This window comes from Mycobacterium sp. URHD0025 (assembly GCF_000426065.1).
Lineage (GTDB): Bacteria > Actinomycetota > Actinomycetes > Mycobacteriales > Mycobacteriaceae > Mycobacterium.
The window spans coordinates 14,754-35,842 of the sequence record NZ_AUEQ01000008.1; the positions used below are offsets into that span (position 1 = coordinate 14,754).

The window sequence follows — 21,089 nt, forward strand, 5'->3', positions numbered from 1 at the left end:
TCGGGCGGTGGGCTGCTCTACTGTCGTGTCTACTGTCGTGCTGGTTTTCGACGCCAGGGCTGCGTACTTTGTGCGGAACAACCCCTGAGTGGAAAATGACGCAGTCCAACTACATCAGCCCGAAACTGTGACGCAGACCTCAATTAACGCGAGGGTTTGGCAGTTACTTAAGGGTCTCTTAAGATGATCGGCGGTGAATGCTAGCGATCTCGCGTCGGAGATTTTTCCGCCCGCCTCCCATGACGGTGGGCGGTCGCGGAGCTGTATCCCCGATTCTGGGGTATCACCTTTTCGAGACATAACTGCTCCCCAATCGTGTGCGCGCGCCTACCCAAAAGCAGTGCAAAGCGGGCGGAGCATGGATAACCGGGCAACTGCACCTGGCGCACTGCCGCCGGTGCTGCGGTCGCGGAAGCCAAGGAGGTCGTCGTGAGCAGATTCACCGAGAAGATGTACCGCAACGCTCGGGAGAGCAAGCGCGGCATGGTGACCGGCGAGCCGCACGAACCGGTTCGCCACACCTGGGGTGAGGTTCACGAACGGGCCCGGCGCATCGCGGGCGGTCTGGCCGCCGCGGGTATCGGCCATGGCGACGCCGTCGGCGTTCTGGCCGGCTTCCCGGTGGAGATCGCTCCCACCGCTCAAGGCGTGTGGATGCGCGGCGCGAGCCTGACCATGCTGCACCAGCCGACCCCGCGCACGGACCTGGCGGTGTGGGCCGAGGACACCATGAACGTCATCGGCATGATCGAGGCCGACGCCGTCATCGTCTCCGAGCCGTTCCTGGTCGCCATCCCGGTGCTGGAGGAAAAAGGCATCAAGGTGGTCAAGGTGGCCGATCTGCTGGCCGCCGACCCGATCGACCCGGTGGAAACCGGCGAGGACGATCTGGCGCTGATGCAGCTGACGTCCGGGTCCACTGGATCACCGAAGGCCGTGCAGATCACGCACCGCAACATTCACTCCAACGCCGAGGCGATGTTCATCGGCGCGCAGTACGACGTCGACAAGGACGTCATGGTCAGCTGGCTGCCCTGCTTCCATGACATGGGCATGGTCGGCTTCCTCACCATCCCGATGTACTTCGGCGCCGAGCTCGTCAAGGTCACGCCGATGGACTTCCTGCGCGACACCCTGCTGTGGGCCAAGCTCATCGACAAGTACAAGGGCACCATGACCGCGGCGCCCAACTTCGCCTACGCGCTGTTCGCCAAGCGGTTGCGCCGCCAGGCCAAGCCCGGCGATTTCGATCTGTCCACACTGCGGTTCGCGCTGTCCGGCGCTGAGCCCGTGGAACCGGCCGACGTCGAGGACCTGCTCGACGCGGGCAAGCCGTTCGGTCTCGACCCGCACGCGATCCTGCCGGCCTACGGCATGGCAGAGACCTGCCTGGCCGTGTCGTTCTCTCCGTGCGGCGCCGGGCTGGTGGTCGACGAGGTCGATGCCGACCTGCTGGCCGCGCTGCGCCGTGCGGTGCCCGCCACCAAGGGCAACACCCGCCGGCTGGCCTCACTCGGCCCGCTGCTGCAGGACCTTGAGGCCCGTGTCGTCGACGAGCACGGCGATGTGATGGCCGCCCGCGGGGTCGGCGTCATCGAGCTTCGCGGCGAGTCGCTGACTCCCGGCTACATCACCATGGGCGGTTTCCTGCCGGCCCAGGACGAGCACGGCTGGTACGACACCGGCGATCTCGGCTACATCACCGAAGAGGGCAACGTCATCGTGTGTGGTCGCGTCAAGGACGTGATCATCATGGCCGGACGCAACATCTACCCGACGGACATCGAACGCGCGGCGGGCAGGGTGGAAGGCGTCCGCCCCGGCTGCGCCGTCGCAGTGCGCCTGGACGCCGGGCATTCGCGCGAGACCTTCGCCGTCGCCGTCGAGTCCAATGCCTGGCAGGATCCGGCCGAGGTGCGCCGCATCGAACATCAGGTCGCCCACGAGGTGGTCTCCGAGGTCGACATGCGTCCGCGCAATGTCGTGGTGCTCGGGCCCGGCAGCATCCCCAAGACTCCGTCCGGCAAGCTTCGGCGCGCCAATTCGGTCTCGCTGGTCACGGGCTGACCGGAAACGTCGCCTGACCCCGTGCGGCATTCAATTCGTGTGCCGCGTGGATGAGACATCGTCGGCCCGCATCTGGTTGTAGACCCGCCACCAGATGAGCTCGTGGTCGACGGCGGTGATCTCGCCGCGTGCGAGGCACTCGTCGGCGTGGAGGAGTTCGGCGGCCAACACGACCAGGCGCTCTCGGGCGGCAACGGATGCCGGGTCGTCGCAACCGGCCATCGTCGTCGCGCACAGTGTCCGCACACCGTGGAACGCGCTGCCGGACAGGCCGAGCGCAACGGCTCCGGCGGCCAGGTAAACCGCGGTGGAAATCCCGAACGCCGGCCACGGCGACATCTGCCCGACCAGCCAGAGCTGGCACAGCAGCCACACCGCCATTCCCCACAGCGGCCAGCCCCGGGCCAGCCGGACGAGGCGGCGCTCGGACGTGCTCAGGCCGGGCGGATACACCACCAGCCGGTAGTAGGTGATGCCGAAGCGCCCGGGCCTCACCTGCACGCACCCCCACGCCCGGGAGCCGTCGAGCACGGGCCGCAGGAGCCTGATGCCATCCATATCTCGGGTGTACCCGCTGGGCATGCGCGCGCATGCCGCGTGAACGGATTCTTTACGCCGATCGGGTAGATCCTTGCATGCTGGGTATGGATCACTATACTCAGCCTGATGAAGCCGAAACTTCCGCCCCGCCTGGCTGACCATCCGACCGTCCGTGCGGTGCGTGCCCGTCCGGACGCCGCGGTCCCCGACATCGTCGACGCGGACTGGCTGCGCGCGCTGTGCCTCGACGCCGGTGCCGACGACGTGGCCTTCGCCGGCGTGGACGATCCGGCCCTGGCCTCGGAGCGAGAACATGCCGAGGCCGCGCTGCCGGGAGTGCGCGGATACATCTCGCTGGTGGTGAAGATGAACCGCGACAACGTGCGCTCGTCCACGCGCAGCGTCGCCAACCAGGAATTTCACCGCAGCGGCGAGATCATCAACGAGGCCGCGCACCGCATCACCCGGGCGTTGGAGGATGCCGGGCATCGCGCGGTGAACCCGTCGGCCACCTTCCCGATGGAGATGGACAGGTACCCGGGGCGGATCTGGGTGGTGGCGCACAAGCCCGTCGCGGTGGCGTCCGGCCTGGGGGTGATGGGGATCCATCGCAACGTGATCCACCCGAGATTCGGCAACTTCATCCTGCTGGCGACCATTCTGGTCGGCACGCCGATCAGCAGTTACGGTGCGCCGCTCGACTATTCGCCGTGCCTGGAATGCAAGCTGTGCGTGGCGGCCTGCCCGGTCGGGGCGATCGGCAAGGACGGCGAGTTCGACTTCGTCGCCTGCTCGGTGCACAACTACCGCGAGTTCATGGGCGGGTTCACCGACTGGGTGCAGACCGTTGCCGACAGCAGCGATGCCGCCGATTTCCGTTCGCGAGTCAGCGATTCCGAGAACGCCTCGATGTGGCAGAGCCTGTCGTTCAAGGCCAACTACAAGGCGGCGTACTGCCTGGCGGTGTGCCCGGCGGGGGAGGACGTGATCGAACCGTACCTCGACGACCGCAAGGAGTTCATGGACCGGGTGCTCAAACCTCTGCAGGACAAGAGGGAGACGCTGTACGTGCTGCCCAACTCGGCGGCCAAGGCTCACGCCGAGAAGCGGTATCCGCACAAGACCGTAAAGGTGGTGGACAGCGGAATCGGAGGCCGCTGACCGCCGCTGGAATCACCGTGAGTGCAATGCCGGACGGGATGTCCCGGCCTCGCTAAGGTTTCGCCACGATGGCGACACGGCAGGATGAGTTCCGGCTGTGGGCATTCGGTGATGCCCACGTGGGGACCGACAAGCAGTTCGGCCGCGAGAGCCTCGCCGAGGCCATCCGGCAGTCGGAATTCGGTGGTACGCAGGGCGGTCCGCCGTTCGAGTGGGATATCGCGCTGGACGTCGGCGACATGTCCGGTGCGCATCACAGCCTGCCCGACGACGCCGAGGGCAGGGAGGTCCGCAGGCAGCTTGCGGTGTTGCGCCGGCACCGGCGGGAGGACGTCTACTCGGTGTGCGGAAATCACGACCGCAGTGGTCTTTCCGAGCCCGACGCCTGGTGGTGGCAGAAGTGGATCGATCCGCTGGGCATGCACACCGAACATTCCGGGGTCGACGCCGGTGCGCGGCCGTACCAGGTGACCGGGACCTGGGAGCGGTATTCGTTCCGGGTGGGCAACCTGCTGTTCCTGATGCTCAGCGACCGCAACGAGCCGTCTCAGTCCGTCGGCCGGGGCACGCTGGGCGGCAACCCCGGTGGCGTCGTCTCCGCCGAGACCTTCGAGTGGTGGGCGAACATGGTTGAGCAGAACCGTGATTCGATCGTCATCACGGTGCACCACTACGTCCTCAAGGACACCACGGTGGCGTCAGGGGAGTGGGAAGGGGTGCGTCGCGGCGCGGACGGGCAGCTCTACGAGCACTACCACCGCCCGTTTTCGGAAGGGACGCCACAGGGCGCGTCCTATCTGTACTGGGTCGGCGGCAAGCCGGACTCCGGAGCCTTTGAGCGGTACCTCACCGAGCATCCGGGTGCGGTCGCGCTGTGGCTGGCCGGGCACACCCACACCAATCCCGACGATTCCCACGGCGGCAAGACTCATATCGAGCAAGCTTGGGGCGGAACCTATTTCATGAACGTGGCGTCATTGAGCCGCCATCACATGCCGATCACGACCTTGCCGATCAGCCGGTTGCTCACATTTCGGCCGGGCAGCCCAGAGGTGCGTGTGCGGTGCTATCTGCACACCGACCAGCATGCGCCGCAGGGCTGGTACGCACCGGCGGAGCGCACGCTGCGCCTGGACCGGCCGTTTCGCTGGTGAGGCAGCGGAATCACCAGGCGTGCACGGTGTTCTGGGCCGGCTCCAGGCCTTGAGCGATCAACAGCTCGGTGGCGTCAGCGGCTTGCTCACAGATCGTCGGGACCTCTGCGCGTTCGGCGGCGGTGAAGGCTTCCAGCACGAACGCCGCCGGATCCTTGCGACCCGGCGGGCGGCCCACTCCGATCCGAACCCGCTGAAACTCCTTGCTGCCCAGGGCTGATGCCACCGAACGCAGTCCGTTGTGGCCGCCCTCGCCGCCACCGACCTTGAGCCGGATCCGGCCGAAGTCGATGTCGAGCTCGTCGTGGATCACCACGATGCGGCCGGGAGGCACCGAATAGAACTTGGCCAACGGCCCGACCTGACGGCCGGACTCGTTCATGTAGCACCGAGGTTTGGCCAGTACCACCGGCGCTCCCGCGAGCCGGCCGGTGATCACTTCGGCGCCTGACTTCTTGTGCACTTTGAAGGCCGAGCCGATGCGGGCGGCCAGTACATCGGCCACCATGAACCCGACATTGTGCCGGGTTTTGGCGTAGGCGGGCCCGGGATTTCCCAGGCCCACCACCAGCAGCGGCTCGGCCATTCGCGCAGTGCCCTGAGTGTCTCGGCGCGTGCTTACTCGGAGTCTTCGGCAGCCTCGGCGACCGGCTCCTCGGCCGGGGCCTCGGCGGTCTCGCCGGCGCCCTCGGCCTCGAGGTCCTCGGTGCTCGGGGCCTCGACGATGTTGGCCACCAGCAGTTCGGGATCCGAGAGCAGCGAAACACCGCCGGGCAGCTCGACCTGGCCGGCCAGAATCTGGGTGCCGGCCTCGACGCCATCGATCGAGACGGTCAGATGCTCGGGGATCGACATTGCGTCGACCTCGATCTCGATGGTGTTGGTCTCCTGGGTGACCAGGGTGCCCGGGACGGCGTCGCCCTCGAGGACGACGTTGACCTCGACGTTGACCTTCTCGCCACGGCGCACGACGAGCAGGTCGGCGTGCTGGATGTTGCGGCGGATCGGGTGGATGTCGAGAGCCTTGGTCAGCGCCAGCGCCTCGGTGCCTTCGACGTCGAGGGTCAGCACGGCGTTGGTGCCGGCGTGGCGCAGCACCGCAGCGAACTCACGGGCGTTGAGCTCCAGGTGCTGGGGCTCGGTGCCGTGGCCGTACAGCACGGTGGGCACCTTGCCGTCGCGGCGGGCCTGGCGCGACGCGCCCTTGCCGGTGCGGGTACGCACGGACGCGGTCAGCTTGTTCGGGATGTTCTTGGCGGCGGCCTTGGCCATGATGTTGCTCCTCTAATTGCGGTACTGCGGTCAGATCGTCAGCACGGCAAGGGTCGCAACACTCGAAGAAGTTCCCGCCGATAACGGTGGTCCAGTTGGTCCACCCTCGCCGTGACGCCAGGTCAGGGTAGCAAAGACCGGGCCGCTCCCGAAAATCGGTGGCCGCGCGCTACAGCGGGTAGGTGGTCCTGGTGAGCTGTTCGGACAGCTCCCAGAGCGTCTTCTGGGTGTCCACCTGCCGGGCCAGCGGGCTGCGCCCGACCGGCTGGCTGGGGCCGAACTGGCCGAACCGCGGCCCGATGAAGCTGTCGCCGGGCACGTCCTGGGACACCGCAAACAGGGTCTGACGTGCGCCGAACGACGCGTCGCTGGCGAATACCCGGTTGGCGGTGGCCATCATCCGGGCGCCCAATTTGTTGCCGGACTGACCCTGCAGGTTGGTGGCCGAATAGCCGGGGTGGGCGGCCAGCGCGCGTACCTGCGAGCCCGAGGCGGTCAGCCGGCGCTGCAATTCGGAGGTGAACATCAGATTGGCCAGCTTGGACTGCCCGTAGGCCAGCCATGCCGAATACGGGCGCGATTTCCAGTTGAGGTCGCGCAGGCTGATCTTCCCGATCCAGTGCATCAACGAGGACACCGTCACCACCCGGTCGGTGACCTTGGGCAGCAACAGGTTGGTCAGCGCGAAGTGGCCGAGGTGGTTGGTGCCGATCTGGCTCTCGAACCCGTCGGCGGTCCGGCTCAGCGGGACCGCCATGATGCCGGCGTTGTTGATCAGCACGTCGACGCTCTCGACGGTATCGGCGAACTCGTGCACCGAGGCCAGGTCCTGCAGGTCGAGCTTGCGTACCTCAACCTGTCCGCCGGTCATCGTCTCGGCGGCCGCGGTGCCCTTCTCCAGGTTGCGCACCGCGACGGTGACCTTGGCGCCGACGTGGGCGAGTTCACGGGCGGTGACGAGCCCCAGCCCGCTGTTCGCGCCGGTGACGATCACCCGACGGCCGGAAAACGACGGCAGGTCGGCACTGGTCCATCCACTCATGCTGACCACCCTACGGTCGAGCCGGCACTTCCTCGCGGCTTCATTTCTTGGCGATGTTGAAGCCGGCGATGATCGACTCGATGTCCGGTCCCTGGGCGGCAGCCTCGTCGGCGTAGGTCGTCACGGTCAGCTGGACGAGGTAACGCTGCGGCGGCTGCAGCCCGTCGTTGGCGATGATGACGCGGTTGTAGCTCTGCATGCGTTTGCCGTTGAGGTCGTAGCTGCCCTCGATCATCGCCGAAGGGAAGCCCTTCCAGTCCGCGTTGGATGCGTTGAGCTGCTTGAAGTTCTCCGACAGCTGGGCATCGGCGTAGCCGTGGTCCTTCAGCGCCTTGGGCACGTCGAAATCGCCGTGCAAGGCGAAGGCCAGCATCATCGCGGTGGGGTAGGTGTCGCCCTTGGCGATCATCCGGGTACCCGGCGCCAGGTTGGGATTGTTGTACGGGTGCCATCCCGGCGGGCTGGGCATGGTGATGCTCAGGTGCGGGATCTTCTCGGGAGCGATGGGCTCGCCGACGACACCGGAGTCCTCCAGGAACTGCCACAGGGGCACTGGCTGGTTGTCCGCAGGGGCGGCCGGGGTGGTCGAACTCGTGGTCCAGATCGACTTGTAGTCAGGCGTTTCGGCGCCACAACCGGTGACCAGGACCGCCAGCGCGGCGGCGGTGACGAGCAGCCGCTTCACAGAATCTCGCGCACCGAATCGATCGGCCGGGCCAGCCGGGTGCCCTTGGCGGTGACGACGAACGGCCGCTCGATCAGGATGGGGTTCTCGGCCATTGCGTCGAGCAGTTCCTCGTCGGATGCGTCGGCCAAACCCAGCTCGCCGTAAAGGGATTCGCGTTTGCGCACCGCGGTCCGCACGTCGATGCGCGCAGCTTTGATCAGGGCGGCGATCTCGTCACGCGTCGGCGGCGTCTTGAGGTACTGCACGATCTCGGGCTCGATGCCGTTCTCGCGCAAGAGATCCAGCGTTTTGCGCGAGGTTGAGCACTTCGGGTTGTGGTAGATGACGGCGGCGGGCCGCTCAGGAGATTCAGCTGGCATCTAGGCCGACCCGTCGAACAGCCCGGTGACCGAACCGTTCTCGAACACCGCGCGAATGGTGCTGGCCAGCAGCGGCGCGATGGACAGCACGGTCAGCTGCGCGAACTGCTTGTCCTCGGTGATCGGCAGCGTGTTGGTGACGATCACCTCGCGGGCACCGCAGTCGGCCAGGCGCTGCGCGGCCGGTTCGGACAGCACGCCGTGGGTCGCGGCGATGATCACGTCCTTGGCGCCGTCCTCACGCAGCAGTTTGACCGCGCCGGCGATGGTGCCGCCGGTGTCGATCATGTCGTCGGTGAGGATGCAGGTCTTGCCCTTGACGTCACCGACGACGCGGTTGGCCTTGACCTGGTTGGGCACCAGTGGGTCACGGGTCTTGTGAATGAAGGCGAGCGGAACGCCACCCAAGGAGTCGGCCCATTTCTCGGCGACCCGGACCCGGCCCGAGTCGGGGGAGACGACCACCAGGTCGTTGTCGGCGTAGTTGTCGCCGATGTAGCCGCACAGCAGCGATTGGGCCCGCATGTGGTCCACGGGCCCGTCGAAGAATCCCTGGATCTGGTCGGTGTGCAGGTCGACCGAGACGATGCGGTCGGCGCCCGCGGTCTTGAGCAGATCGGCGACCAGGCGGGCCGAGATGGGCTCGCGGCCGCGGTGCTTCTTGTCTTGGCGCGCATAGGGATAGAACGGCAGGATCGCGGTGATCCGCTTCGCGCTACCGCGCTTGAGCGCGTCGATCATGATGAGCTGTTCCATCAACCACTGGTTGAGCGGAGCCGGGTGTGATTGCAGGACGAACGCGTCGCAGCCGCGCACGGACTCGTCGAACCGGACGAAGATCTCGCCGTTGGCAAAGTCACGGGCGGTTTGCGCCGTGACCTCGATCCCCAGCTCCTTGGCCACTTGTTCTGCCAGTTCCGGGTGTGCGCGCCCCGAGAACAGCATCAGGTTTTTTCGATTGTCGGTCCAGTCCGTGGCCACTTGGCTGCCTTCGCGGTTGGGGATCGATACGGAGCAATCGTACGTAGCGTTTCTGGTAGTTCGTAGCCGGGTTACCAGATTGCCAACACGAAACGTCGATTCCGTCGTGCTTGCGTCGCGGCCACGGGCCATCAGCACCGAGGATTGCTGCTCGATATTGACCGCAATCCTCGGTACTACCGGTTGTCCACCGGCCGGTGGCTAAGCCTCTTCGTCTTGGGCTTTGCGCGCGGCGTCCGCGGCTGAAGCAGCTTTTGCCGCTGCCGCGGCGGCTGAGCCCGGACGCTTGCGTTCGACCCAGCCGTCGATGGTTCGCTGGGCGTTGTCCGAGACCGCCAGCGCACCGGGCGGGACGTCGTCGCGCAGCACGGTGCCCGCGCCGGTGTAGGCGCCGTCCCCCACGGTGACCGGGGCGATGAACATCGTGTCGGAGCCGGTGCGCACATGGGAGCCGATGGTGGTCCGGTGCTTGTTCTCGCCGTCGTAGTTGACGAAGACGCTGGAGGCCCCGATGTTGCTGTGGTCACCGATGTCGGCGTCGCCGACGTAGGTCAGGTGCGGCACCTTGGTGGCCGTGCCGATCGTGGAGTTCTTCGTCTCGACGAAGGCGCCGAGTTTGGCCTCCGCGCCGAGGATCGTGCCCGGCCGCAGATAGGTGAACGGGCCGACTGTGGCGCCCGCACCGATCACGGCGAGCTGCCCGTGGGTGCGCACCACCGATGCGCCGTCGCCCACCTCGACGTCGGTCAGCGTGGAATCCGGACCGATCTCGCAGCCGGCACCGATCTCGGTGGTGCCCAGCAGTTGGGTTCCCGGGCGCACGACGGTGTCGCGGCCGATGGCGACGTCGACGTCGATCCAGGTGGTGGCCGGGTCGATGATCGTGACACCGGCGCGTTGATGGCGGGCCACGATGCGACGGTTGAGCTCGGCGCCCAGATCGGCCAGCTGCACCCGGTCGTTGACGCCGGCGACCAGCGCGCTGTCGTCGACGTGCATGGCCCGCACGGTCCGGCCGTCCTGGCGCACGATCGCGATGACGTCGGTGAGGTACAGCTCCTGCTGCGCATTGTTCGAGCTCAACCTGCTCAGCGCCGAGCGCAGGTCGGCGATGTCGAAGGCGTACACACCGGCGTTGACCTCGCGGATCGCCCGCTGTGACTCGGTGGCGTCGGCCTGTTCGACGATGCCGATGACTTCGTTGTCCTGGGTGCGCAGGATGCGGCCGTAGCCCGTCGGGTCGGGCACGGTGGTGGTGAGCACGGTGGCAGCAGCCGTCGCGGCGCTGTGGGTCTCGATGAGTCCGGCCAGGGTGTCGGCGTCGAGCAGCGGGACATCGCCCGAGGTCACCACGACCGTGCCGGCGAATGCGTCGGGCAACGAGCTGAGCCCGCATGCCACGGCATGGCCGGTGCCCAGCTGCTGGTCCTGGATGGCGACGTCGATGGTGCGGCCCAGCTTGTCGGCCAGCTCGCTGACCGCCGGCGCGATGCGCTCACGGTCGTGGCCGAGAACGACCACCAGATGCTGGGCGGCCGCGTTGGCGACGGTGTGGACCGCGTGGCTGAGCATGCTGCGGCCGGCCAGGGTGTGCAGCACCTTGGGGGTGTCCGAGCGCATTCGGGTTCCGGCACCTGCTGCCAGTACGACGACTGCGGCTTCGGTGCTCGACACAAATGCCTCCCTCTCCGCGAACGTTCACGTCTGTTCGAGACATGTCGTCGCAAGCGTGCATTCTGTGCACGCTCGGCGTACGCAATTGCCCTCATGCTGTCGGGTCGCTCGGCAAGCCTCGCTCCGTCGCCAGGACTCGAACCTGAACTATCTGAACCAAAATCAGAGGTGCTGCCGATTACACCACGACGGAATGTTCGGGAGAGACTCTAGTCGAACGGTCTAGCCTGATATGCGTGGCAGCACCCGACAAGGAAATCCGGGCCCCTCGGGCGCGGATGACCGGCACCGAACGGCGACAACAGCTCATCGAGATCGCCAAGTCGCTGTTCGCCGAGCGGGGCTATGAGGGCACCTCGATCGAGGAGATCGCGCTACGTGCCAACGTGTCCAAACCCGTGGTCTACGAGCACTTCGGCGGCAAAGAGGGCCTGTACGCCGTCGTCGTCGACCGGGAGATGTCGGCCCTGCTGGACGGGATCACCTCCTCGCTGACCAACAACCGGTCCCGGGTGCGGGTCGAGCGGGTGGCGCTGGCCCTGCTGACCTATGTCGAGGAACGCACCGACGGCTTTCGCATCCTGATCCGGGACTCGCCGGCCGCTATCACCTCGGGCACGTACTCGACGTTGCTCAACGATGCGGTCAATCAGGTGTCTTCGATACTGGCCGGGGACTTCTCCCGGCGCGGGCTCGACCCCGACCTGGCGCCACTTTATGCCCAGGCGCTGGTCGGCTCGGTGTCGATGACCGCGCAGTGGTGGCTCGACGTCCGTGAGCCCAAGAAAGAAGTGGTCGCCGCCCACGTGGTCAACCTGATGTGGAACGGGCTGACTCATCTGGAGTCGGATCCGGTCCTGCACGAGGAGTAAGTCAACTGCAACCCGGGGGTTGCAGCATCGGGAGGTTATGTGCAACCCTTGGGTTGCAACAGTCCCGCCAGAGAGGAACATCCACATGACCACCGACTACGACCGCATCGAGCGCGAGATCACCATCGACGCACCGGCGCAACGAGTCTGGGACCTGGTGAGCGAACCCGGCTGGTACATCAACGAGGAGCGCATCACCGAACACCGCATCGAGCGTGACGGCGACGTCGCCATCGTCACCGACCCCACACACGGAAGGTTCGCGTTGCGCACTGTCACACTCGATGAGCCGCGCTACGCGGCCTTCCGCTGGCACATCGACGCCGATGACCTCGACAGCTCGTCCACCCTCGTCGAATTCTGGATCACCCCAGCCCCGTCCGGCGTGGTGCTGCGTGTGGTCGAGAGCGGTTTCGCCTCGCTCGACGAGCCCGAGGCCAACCGCCGCTCCCGGTTCGACGACCACTCCGGCGGCTGGACGCTCGAGCTCGGCCTGGCCGAGAAGTATCTGGTGGGTGCCGCCGCCGATGCATGAGAGCGCCTCGCCGGTACAGGTTTTCGCCGCGCTGGCCGACGACAGCCGCTGGCAGGTTCTGGTTGCCCTCGGCCGTCGGCCCGCATCCGCGTCGTCGCTGGCCGAGGAACTCCCCATCAGCCGCCAGGCCATCGCCAAACATCTGAAGGTGCTCACCGACGTCGGCCTGGTGGTGGCCACCCGGGTGGGGCGTGAGGTCAAGTACGAGGCGGTGGGGGCTCGGCTCAGCGAGGTGGCGCGCCGGCTCGACGGTATCGCGGCGGGCTGGGAACGCCGGCTGGCCAGGATCAAGGATGCTGTCGAGCGGGATGGATGACGGCCTTCAACTCCACCGCCGGGTCTTCGCGCAAGCGCTCAACTCCACTGCCGGGTCTTCGCGCAAGCGCTCAACTCCACCGCCGCGAGAGGAGGTCCGCCGGCGTCCCCCGCCGCACCAGCACCCGCGACGCACCCTCGCGCACCGACACCACGGGCGGGCGGCCCACCATGTTGTAGGTCGAGGCCATGCTGTGCTGGTAGGCCCCGGTGCAGGCCACGGCCAGCAGGTCGCCGGCACGAATATCGGCGGGCAGTTCGACGTCGTGGACGATCTCGTCACCGGCTTCGCAATGCCGGCCCACCACGGTGACCACCATGGTCGGTCCCAGCGGGTGTCGATTGGCAAGGGCTACGGTGTATTTCGCGCCGTAGAGGGCGACTCGCGGATTGTCGCTCATGCCGCCGTCCACGGCGACAAAGGTGCGTCCGCCGGGCTGGGACTTGACTCCGCACACCCGGTACAGCGTCACCCCGGCCCGCGCGCTGATGCCCCGCCCGGGCTCGACGACCAGACGCGGCCGGGGGAACCGTTCGGCGGCGCACGCCGCCGTCAAAGCGTCATCGACGACGGTGGCCAGCGCGCGGACATCGAGGGCCGCGTCACCGCGGACATACGGAACCGCATGGCCCCCACCGATGTTGAGTTCGGTCAGCACCAGCCCGTGGTCGCTGCGGATGTCGGCCATCGCGCCGATCAAGCGCTGCACGGCTTCTCCGTATGGCGCCGGATCGCTGATCTGTGAGCCGATATGGCAGTGCAGGCCAACAAGATCCAGGTTGGGGGTGGCCAGAATGCGAGCGGCGGCGCGGGCGGCCATGCGGTCGGCCAGTGCGAAGCCGAACTTCTGGTCCGTCACGCCGGTGGTGACCGCTCGATGGCCGTGGATGTCGATGTCGGGCGTCACCCGGATCAGCACCGGCTGCGGGCGGCGTGCCAGCCCGGCCAGGTAGGTGATCTCCATCGGGGAGTCGATCACGATGCGGCCCACGCCGATGTCGATCGCATCGCGCAATTCGACGCACGATTTGGCATTGCCGTGCATCACGATGCGGGCCGGGTCGACGCCGCCGGCCAGCGCTGTCGCCAACTCGGCGGCGGAGCACACGTCGACCCCCAGCCCCTCCTCGGCAACCCAGCGGGCGACCGCGGTGGTCAGCAGTGACTTGCCGGCATAGACCACCTCTGCCTGGCTGAGGGCAGCGCGGTAGCGCCGGGCGCGGGTCCGGAAATCGGTCTCGTCGAGCACGTAGGCCGGGGTGCGGTATTCGTCGGCGATCTCGGTCAGCGGCACCCGTCCGATCGCGATGCGGCCGTCCTCGTCGACACCCGTGGTCAGCGGCCAGATGTTCGGATCGAGTCGTGGTCGCGTGGTGCCGCGAAGCGAAGGCAGGATGTCCAGCAATGTCATGACTTCACAGTCGGCCTTGCCGGGGCCTGCGTCATCGGCCTTGACGATCCCTTGACGCCGCCCGGCCCGATCTTGACGGGTCAGGTCCTCCCGAACGACGTCGTCCCGGTGGCCGTGGCGATGAACCCGTTGCCCCTGACCGGGTCCGCCATCCGGCAGGCCAACAGGATGTCGTCGGTGTGAATGCAGGTGGCGTTGCCGACGTCGAAGCGTTGGCCCGCGGGCAGCATCGGAGCCTCGTCCTCGCGCAGACCGTCGACGGGGGACAGCGGCTCGTCGGTGTGAGAGAAACTCAGCGGGATCGCGCCGTTGGAGGTGCCGTAACTGAACAGGTGCGCGAGGTTGGCCCCGTCGGGGGCGTCGACGAACGGCCCACGGCAGTCCAGTGCGTACATCGCCCGGTGCTGGGTGGTCAGACAGACGAAGCCGGCCGGCGTGCGAAACCCCTGGACCGGAAAACCTTGGCCCGTGCGCAGGATGTACTGCGTCGGGTCGACAGCGGGGTAGGCGGCGAAGTCCGGTACACCGTCGGGTCCGAGGTGCGTCGGCACCGCTTCCCGCGCGGACTGCGGTGCCTCCCGCGTGGCGAGCCACAGTGCGGCCAGCGCCGCCGTCAGGACCGCGACGATCGCCACCGCGAAACGCTTCATCGCTCCATGATCGCCCCGGGTAGATCGAGGCGGAGCCGAAATCCCGGCCCCGTAGAATGGCCTCATCATGACCGCACCGGGGCACATCCATGTCCAGACCCCGATTGCGGGTCTCGTTGAACTGGCATTGACCGACCCGTCCTTGCAGGACGTTCTTCGTCGTGCCGCCGACCGGCCCGCCGATCTCGCGCTCGTCGGGCCGCCCAGCGCGCGCGTGTTGGTGGCTGCCGGCCTGGCCCAGCAGGGGCCGTTGCTGGTGGTCGCCGCCACCGGCCGCGAAGCCGACGATCTGACTGCCGAACTGCGCGGCGTGGTCGGCGACGCCGTGGCGCTGTTCCCGTCGTGGGAGACGCTGCCGCACGAACGACTGTCCCCGGGTGTCGAGACGGTCGGGGCCCGCTTGTTGCTGTTGCGTCGGCTCGCCAATCCCGACGACGCGACGCTGGGCCCGCCGCTGCGGGTGATCGTCACCACCACGCGTTCCCTGCTGCAGCCCATGGCTCCCGATGTCGTGAGTACCGAGCCGGTCTCCCTCACCGTCGGCGCCGAGGCCGAGTTCGAAGCCGTGGTCGCCCGGCTCGTCGACCTGGCGTACACCCGCGTCGACATGGTGGGCAAACGCGGGGAGTTCGCCGTGCGCGGCGGCATCCTCGACATCTTCCCGCCGACCGCCGAGCACCCGGTCCGCGTCGAGTTCTGGGGCGACGAGATCTCCGAGATGCGGATGTTCTCGATCGCCGACCAGCGCTCGATTCCCGAGATCCCGGTGCAGAACGTCGTCGCGGTGCCGTGCCGTGAACTGCTGATGACTCCCGGGGTGCGGGAGCGCGCCGCGGTGCTCGCTCAGGAGCACCCCACTCACGAGAACAGCGTGCCGGGCAGCGTGCCCGACATGCTGGCCAAGCTTGCCGAAGGCATCCCGGTCGACGGGATGGAGGCGCTGCTGCCGTTGCTGCATCCCGTCCAGCCGACGACTCTGACGCACCATCTTCCCGAGGGAGCGCCGGTGCTGCTGTGCGACCCGGAGAAGGTGCGGACACGGGCCGGCGATCTGATCAAGACCGGGCAGGAATTTTTGGAGGCCTCCTGGTCGGTGGCCGCGGTCGGTGGCGATGCCCCGATCGACATCGAAGCGTTGGGCGCGTCCGGATTCGTCCCGTTCGAGCAGGCGCGTGAGGATGCCGTGGCCGGCGGGCACCCGTGGTGGACGCTGAGCCAGTTGCCCGACGGCAAGGCCACCGAACTCGACTTGCGGCCGTCTCCTTCGGCTCGCAGTCAGCAGAGCCTTGATGAGATCTTCGCGATGCTGCGGGCGCACGTCGCGACCGGCGGGTACGCCGCGGTGGTCACCCCGGGCACCGGTACCGCACACCGCATCGTTGAGCAGCTCGGTGAATCCGACACGCCCGCAGGGATGTTGGAGCCCGGCGCTCCACCCAAGGCCGGTGTGGTCGGGGTCCTCAAGGGACCGCTGCACGACGGCGTGATCCTGCCCGGGGCCAACCTCGTGATCATCACCGAGACCGACCTGACCGGTAACCGGGTGACGGCGTCGGAGGGCAAAAGGCTTGCGGCCAAACGCCGTAACGTCGTCGATCCGCTGGCGCTGAGCGCCGGCGATCTCGTGGTCCACGATCAGCACGGCATCGGCAAGTTCGTCGAGATGACGGAGCGCGTGGTCGGCGGCGCCCGTCGCGAATACCTGGTCCTGGAATACGCGTCGGCGAAACGAGGCGGCGGGGCCGATCGCCTATATGTACCGATGGATTCGCTGGATCAGCTCTCGCGCTACGTCGGTGGTGAGGCGCCGTCGCTGTCGAAGCTCGGCGGAAGCGACTGGGCCAACACGAAAACCAAGGCCCGCAAGGCCGTTCGTGAGATCGCCAGTGAACTGGTGACGCTGTACGCGAAGCGGCAATCGGCGCCCGGACATGCGTTCAGCCCCGACACTCCATGGCAGAACGAGATGGAGGATGCGTTCGGCTTCACCGAGACGGTGGATCAGCTGACCGCCATCACCGAGGTCAAATCCGATATGGAGAAACCGGTTCCGATGGACCGGGTGATCTGTGGCGACGTGGGCTACGGCAAGACCGAGATCGCGGTGCGCGCAGCGTTCAAGGCCGTGCAGGACGGTAAGCAGGTTGCGGTGCTGGTGCCGACGACGCTGCTGGCCGACCAGCATCTGCAGACCTTCACCAACCGGATGGCAGGCTTCCCGGTGACCGTCAAGGGACTGTCGCGGTTCACCGACCCGGCCGAGTCGCGGGCCACCATGGAGGGCATGACCGACGGCTCGGTCGACGTGGTGATCGGCACGCACCGGCTGCTGCAGACCGGGGTGACCTGGAAAGACCTGGGCCTCATCATCGTTGACGAGGAACAGCGGTTCGGCGTCGAGCACAAAGAACACATCAAGTCGATGCGCACCCACGTCGACGTGCTGACCATGAGCGCCACCCCGATCCCGCGCACCCTGGAGATGAGCCTGGCCGGCATCCGCGAGATGTCGACGATCCTCACCCCGCCCGAGGAGCGGTATCCGGTGCTGACCTACGTCGGACCGCAAGACGACAAGCAGGTGGCCGCGGCGTTGCGCCGTGAGCTGCTGCGCGACGGGCAGGTGTTCTACATCCACAACCGGGTGCGCACCATCGACCAGGCCGCGGCGCGAATCCGCCAGCTGGTGCCCGAGGCGCGGGTCGTCGTCGCGCACGGGCAGATGAACGAGGAGACCCTGGAGAAGACCGTCGAGGGTTTCTGGAACCGCGAGTACGACATCCTGGTCTGCACCACGATCGTCGAGACCGGCCTGGACATCTCCAACGCCAACACGTTGATCGTCGAGCGGGCCGACACCTTCGGGCTGTCGCAGCTGCATCAGCTGCGGGGCCGGGTGGGCCGCAGCCGCGAGCGTGGATACGCCTACTTCCTGTATCCACCCAATTCCCCGCTGACCGAGACGGCATATGACCGGCTGGCCACCATAGCGCAGAACAACGAGCTGGGCGCCGGCATGGCCGTGGCGATGAAGGACCTGGAGATCCGCGGGGCGGGCAACGTGCTCGGCGTGGAGCAGTCCGGCCACGTGGCGGGTGTCGGTTTCGACCTGTATGTGCGGCTGGTCGGCGAGGCCGTTGAGGCTTACCGAGCGGCGGCTGACGGGAAAACCGTTGCCACAGCGGAGGAACCGAAAGAGGTGCGGGTCGATCTGCCGGTCGACGCACATCTGCCGCCGGAGTACATCGGCAGTGACCGGCTGCGGCTGGAGGGCTACCGGCGACTGGCTGCGGCCACGGACGAGGCCGCCGTGAAGGCCGTGGTGGACGAACTCGTCGACCGTTACGGCCCGCTTCCGGTGGAGGCCCAGCGGTTGGTGGCGGTGGCGCGATTGCGGCTGTTGTGCCGCGAGTACGGCATCACCGAGATCGGCGCCGTGTCGGCCTCGACGATCAAGCTGTCACCGCTGGTGCTGCCCGATTCCGCGCAGCTGCGGCTCAAGCGGATGTACCCGGGTGCGCACTACCGGGCCACCACCTCGGTGGTTCAGGTGCCGATCCCACGCGAGAGCGACGGTATCGGCTCGCCGCGGATCCGTGACCTCGACATTGTCCGAATGGTGGCTGGTCTGGTGCTGGTGCTGCACGGTCAGGCGCAAGACAGCGTCGACATCACCGCCGATCTCGATTTTTCGCGCTGAATGCCTGGTGATCGCGCATTTTTGCGTGCTCGCGGGACTCGAATTCGTCATTGCTGATAACGCTCTGGCGTTGCGATCCGACATACACGTCGGGGGGTCAAGGTATTGCGTTGTCGTCAATCGAAGAGGCGGCAAGATCGTCGGCCATAGGGCGGTCATGCAATTTCCCAAACCGAACATCACGCGATTGCTATCCGATAGGTGATCGTCGCGGTGACGCAAGGCGAAGGAGTGACCATGGAATTCAAGAAGATCGCAGTAACCACAACGATGGCCGGTGCATTGGGACTCGGTGGGCTCGGCTTGGGCGCAGGCCTGGCAGCAGCCGCGCCGCACGTGCCCCAGCCGCCTCCGGTTCCCAGCCCGGTTGTTCCGAACGTCAACGTGCCGGCTGTGAACGTTCCTGATGTGAATGTGCCGAGCGTGAACGTTCCTGATGCGAACGTGCCGGCTGTGAACGTTCCTGATGTGAACGTGCCGAGCGTCAACGTTCCTGATGTGAACGTGCCGAGCGTCAACGTTCCTGATGTGAACGTGCCGGCTGTGAACGTTCCTGATGTGAACGTGCCGAGTGTCAACGTTCCTGACGTGAACGTGCCCACCGTGCAGTTTCCGGAGGTGAACAATTTCTTCCGGATGCCGAACACGAATATTGCGCCCGGGCAGTTGATGAATTCGCCAGTTGTCAACGGCGTTGCCAATCCGTTCTTCGGAATTCCGCCTGGTCAGCTGAAGAAGCTGCCGACGGTTAACGGCGTCGCCAATCCGTTTTTCGATGAGACGCCGGGTCACTGGGTGATCCCGGAAGGCGAGTTCCCGCCGCAGTCGTAAGCCACGGCCTGTGACATGATGGCCGCCTTGCCTTTGGGCAGGGCGGCCATCCCGTGTCGGGACGCCCGGGGCCGGCGAATCGCCGCATTGGCCGTGCTCACGGGGTACGTCGATGTCCGGCAGAGTATTGGTATAACCGAGATCAGCAAATCTCGACGAAATAGTGAGGGGTGAAGTCCGATGACCGTCGTACTGGTCGACCCGCGACGCCCGTCACTGATCCCCGTCGACGCGATCGATCTGCTCACCGGTGATGTGCAGTACACCGAGGAAATGCCGGTCAAGGTGCCATGGTCGCTGCCGGCGGCGCGGCCCGCATACGACGGTGAGGATGCTCCCGTTCTGCTGTCATCGGACCCGGAGCATCCGGCCGTCAAGACGCGTTTGGCGGCCGGCGACCGGTTGATCGCCGCCCCGCGGGCACAGGCAGGGGAGCGGCTCCTGGACGCCGTGGCGATGATGGACAAGCTGCGCAGCGACGGGCCGTGGGAGAGCGAGCAGACCCACGATTCGCTGCGTCGCTATCTCCTCGAGGAGACCTACGAACTGTTCGACGCGGTACGCGGTGGTAACGCCGACGAGCTGCGCGAAGAACTCGGCGATGTGCTGCTGCAGGTGTTGTTCCATGCCCGCATCGCCGAGGATGCACCCGTTCACCCGTTCAACATCGACGACGTTGCTGACTCGCTCGTGCGCAAGCTCGGCAACCGGGTGCCGGCAGTGCTTGCCGGGGAATCGATTTCGCTGGACGAGCAGCTGGCCCAGTGGGAGCAACGCAAGGCTCAGGAGCAGAAGGTGAAGGCTCGTGGGTCCTCGATGGACGATGTGCCTACGGGGCAGCCGGCTTTGGCGCTGGCTCAGAAGGTGCTGGCCCGGGTGGCGCAGGCCGGGTTGCCCGCCGACCTGGTACCCCCGGTGCTGACCTCGGTGGTGGTGTCGGCGGACGCTGATGCCGAGAACGACTTGCGCAGCGCCGTTTTGGAGTTCATGGACACTGTGCGGGTGGTGGAATCCGACGTGGCCGCCGGTCGTCGGGGCGAGGATGTTCCCGAGGAACTCGACGTGTCACCGCTCGGGTCCATTACCGAGAAGGAGTGGCGCGCTTACTGGCCCGCTGCGGTTGTCGAACCCGAACCCGAACCCGAGCCCGAACCTGAGTTCGAGTTCGATACCGACGATGAGCTCGACGGAGATGCCGACGCCACCGACGATGCCGACGCTGACGAAGAAGCCGACACTGCCGAAGCCGACGCTGACGAAGAATCGGCTGATTCCGACGTTGCCGAGGTGAGTGCCGACGATTCTGGCGTTGAGGCCACCCAGGCCGGTGAATCCGATGCAGTGGACGCCGAGGAAACCGACGCCAACAAGACCGCGGACGACCCGGACGACCCGGACGAGTCTGACCAACCCTGAGCTGCCCGGCGTGTCGTTGCGTCGCGTGTCGGCGCAGGAAGTCGATGTCCGACCTGCCCGGCTGCGAGCGACAATCCAGCGACAATCGCCACCTACGCACCCTGAGCATCACATGTCACAGACACGATCTGAACTTGCGTCACTCAAGTGCGCGTCAGCCTCGTGCGTCCCAGAAATCGGGTTGCCCGCCTACGAGCGACAGTGTCGCTGTAAGCCGGGCATGTCGAAATCTGATGCCAACGAGACCACCGAGGTCCAAGTGTCATATGTGGCTGATGAGTTGGGACAGTTGAGTCCGACGGGGCCCAGGTGGCGATTGTCGCTGAATTGTCGCTCGCAGGCGGGCACTACGGCATCCCTGTTTCCGGCGAGGGGCTCCTGTGACACCTGTGACTCCGGGCAGACGCCGGTCACGAACTG

19 protein-coding genes and 1 tRNA gene are annotated in these 21,089 nt (G+C 66.7%); 9 read left to right on the forward strand and 11 right to left on the reverse strand.

Annotation, left to right across the window (positions count from 1 at the left end; translation table 11 throughout):
• The first annotated feature begins 429 nt into the window (after positions 1 to 429).
• Positions 430 to 2,067, forward strand: coding sequence for a fatty acyl-AMP ligase (locus H977_RS0110330; RefSeq protein ID WP_029107796.1), 1,638 nt, complete (start codon positions 430 to 432; stop codon positions 2,065 to 2,067).
• 30 nt (positions 2,068 to 2,097) lie between these two features.
• On the opposite strand, the gene H977_RS0110335 is transcribed toward H977_RS0110330, so the two are convergent.
• Positions 2,098 to 2,625, reverse strand: coding sequence for a DUF6611 family protein (locus tag H977_RS0110335; protein WP_029107797.1), 528 nt, complete (start codon positions 2,623 to 2,625; stop codon positions 2,098 to 2,100).
• Between the two features lie 108 nt (positions 2,626 to 2,733).
• Here H977_RS0110335 and H977_RS0110340 point away from each other — a divergent pair, with 108 nt between their 5' ends.
• Entirely contained in the window at positions 2,734 to 3,768 is a 1,035-nt protein-coding gene (locus H977_RS0110340; RefSeq protein WP_029107798.1) for a 4Fe-4S binding protein, read from the forward strand.
• 68 nt (positions 3,769 to 3,836) lie between these two features.
• Positions 3,837 to 4,922, forward strand: a complete 1,086-nt coding sequence (locus H977_RS0110345; protein WP_029107799.1) for a metallophosphoesterase — start codon at positions 3,837 to 3,839, stop codon at positions 4,920 to 4,922.
• 10 nt (positions 4,923 to 4,932) lie between these two features.
• Here the strand turns inward: H977_RS0110345 and pth are convergent, their stop codons facing one another.
• The 8 genes from pth to H977_RS0110385 all read right to left on the reverse strand — a co-directional run bounded on the left by pth (position 4,933) and on the right by H977_RS0110385 (position 11,131).
• Complete coding sequence (gene pth / locus H977_RS0110350; protein WP_029107800.1) at positions 4,933 to 5,508, reverse strand: aminoacyl-tRNA hydrolase; 576 nt, start codon at positions 5,506 to 5,508, stop codon at positions 4,933 to 4,935.
• A 32-nt stretch (positions 5,509 to 5,540) separates the two neighbouring features.
• A complete protein-coding gene (locus tag H977_RS0110355) occupies positions 5,541 to 6,194 on the reverse strand; it encodes a 50S ribosomal protein L25/general stress protein Ctc (protein WP_029107801.1) in 654 nt (217 codons plus the stop codon).
• A 169-nt stretch (positions 6,195 to 6,363) separates the two neighbouring features.
• Positions 6,364 to 7,236, reverse strand: coding sequence for an oxidoreductase (locus H977_RS0110360; protein ID WP_029107802.1), 873 nt, complete (start codon positions 7,234 to 7,236; stop codon positions 6,364 to 6,366).
• Between the two features lie 40 nt (positions 7,237 to 7,276).
• Positions 7,277 to 7,921, reverse strand: coding sequence for an LpqN/LpqT family lipoprotein (locus tag H977_RS0110365; RefSeq protein ID WP_502691160.1), 645 nt, complete (start codon positions 7,919 to 7,921; stop codon positions 7,277 to 7,279).
• Positions 7,918 to 8,283, reverse strand: a complete 366-nt coding sequence (gene arsC, locus H977_RS0110370; RefSeq protein ID WP_029107804.1) for an arsenate reductase (glutaredoxin) — start codon at positions 8,281 to 8,283, stop codon at positions 7,918 to 7,920. The genes H977_RS0110365 and arsC overlap by 4 nt, the downstream gene beginning before the upstream one ends.
• Positions 8,284 to 9,264, reverse strand: a complete 981-nt coding sequence (locus H977_RS0110375; protein ID WP_029107805.1) for a ribose-phosphate diphosphokinase — start codon at positions 9,262 to 9,264, stop codon at positions 8,284 to 8,286.
• 201 nt (positions 9,265 to 9,465) lie between these two features.
• Positions 9,466 to 10,938, reverse strand: coding sequence for a bifunctional UDP-N-acetylglucosamine diphosphorylase/glucosamine-1-phosphate N-acetyltransferase GlmU (glmU, locus tag H977_RS0110380; protein ID WP_029107806.1), 1,473 nt, complete (start codon positions 10,936 to 10,938; stop codon positions 9,466 to 9,468).
• A gap of 121 nt (positions 10,939 to 11,059) precedes the next feature.
• Positions 11,060 to 11,131, reverse strand: a tRNA-Gln gene (locus H977_RS0110385).
• An 85-nt stretch (positions 11,132 to 11,216) separates the two neighbouring features.
• Here H977_RS0110385 and H977_RS0110390 point away from each other — a divergent pair.
• The 3 genes from H977_RS0110390 (at position 11,217) to H977_RS0110400 (ending at position 12,661) form a co-directional block, all read left to right on the forward strand.
• Positions 11,217 to 11,810 carry a TetR/AcrR family transcriptional regulator gene (locus H977_RS0110390; RefSeq protein WP_036475676.1) on the forward strand — a complete coding sequence of 198 codons (594 nt, stop codon included), beginning with the start codon at positions 11,217 to 11,219 and terminating at the stop codon, positions 11,808 to 11,810.
• Between the two features lie 85 nt (positions 11,811 to 11,895).
• A complete protein-coding gene (locus H977_RS0110395) occupies positions 11,896 to 12,345 on the forward strand; it encodes an SRPBCC domain-containing protein (RefSeq protein WP_036475677.1) in 450 nt (149 codons plus the stop codon).
• The gene (locus tag H977_RS0110400) at positions 12,338 to 12,661 is read left to right on the forward strand and encodes an ArsR/SmtB family transcription factor (protein ID WP_029107809.1); all 324 of its coding nucleotides are present in this window, start codon (positions 12,338 to 12,340) and stop codon (positions 12,659 to 12,661) included. Before H977_RS0110395 ends, H977_RS0110400 begins: the two co-directional genes overlap by 8 nt.
• Positions 12,662 to 12,731: 70 nt before the next feature.
• Here the strand turns inward: H977_RS0110400 and lysA are convergent, their stop codons facing one another.
• Both lysA and H977_RS0110410 read right to left on the reverse strand, forming a co-directional pair.
• A complete protein-coding gene (gene lysA / locus H977_RS0110405; RefSeq protein WP_029107810.1) occupies positions 12,732 to 14,072 on the reverse strand; it encodes a diaminopimelate decarboxylase in 1,341 nt (446 codons plus the stop codon).
• Between the two features lie 80 nt (positions 14,073 to 14,152).
• Positions 14,153 to 14,722, reverse strand: coding sequence for a hypothetical protein (locus H977_RS0110410; protein WP_029107811.1), 570 nt, complete (start codon positions 14,720 to 14,722; stop codon positions 14,153 to 14,155).
• A 67-nt stretch (positions 14,723 to 14,789) separates the two neighbouring features.
• Here H977_RS0110410 and mfd point away from each other — a divergent pair, with 67 nt between their 5' ends.
• The 3 genes from mfd (at position 14,790) to H977_RS32875 (ending at position 20,669) form a co-directional block, all read left to right on the forward strand.
• Positions 14,790 to 18,422 (forward strand): transcription-repair coupling factor, encoded by a 3,633-nt coding sequence (mfd, locus tag H977_RS0110415; RefSeq protein WP_029107812.1) that lies wholly within the window; start codon positions 14,790 to 14,792, stop codon positions 18,420 to 18,422.
• 237 nt (positions 18,423 to 18,659) lie between these two features.
• Positions 18,660 to 19,253 (forward strand): hypothetical protein, encoded by a 594-nt coding sequence (locus H977_RS0110420; protein WP_036475759.1) that lies wholly within the window; start codon positions 18,660 to 18,662, stop codon positions 19,251 to 19,253.
• Between the two features lie 180 nt (positions 19,254 to 19,433).
• Positions 19,434 to 20,669, forward strand: a complete 1,236-nt coding sequence (locus H977_RS32875) for a nucleoside triphosphate pyrophosphohydrolase (protein WP_081681686.1) — start codon at positions 19,434 to 19,436, stop codon at positions 20,667 to 20,669.
• Positions 20,670 to 21,089 lie beyond the last annotated feature (420 nt).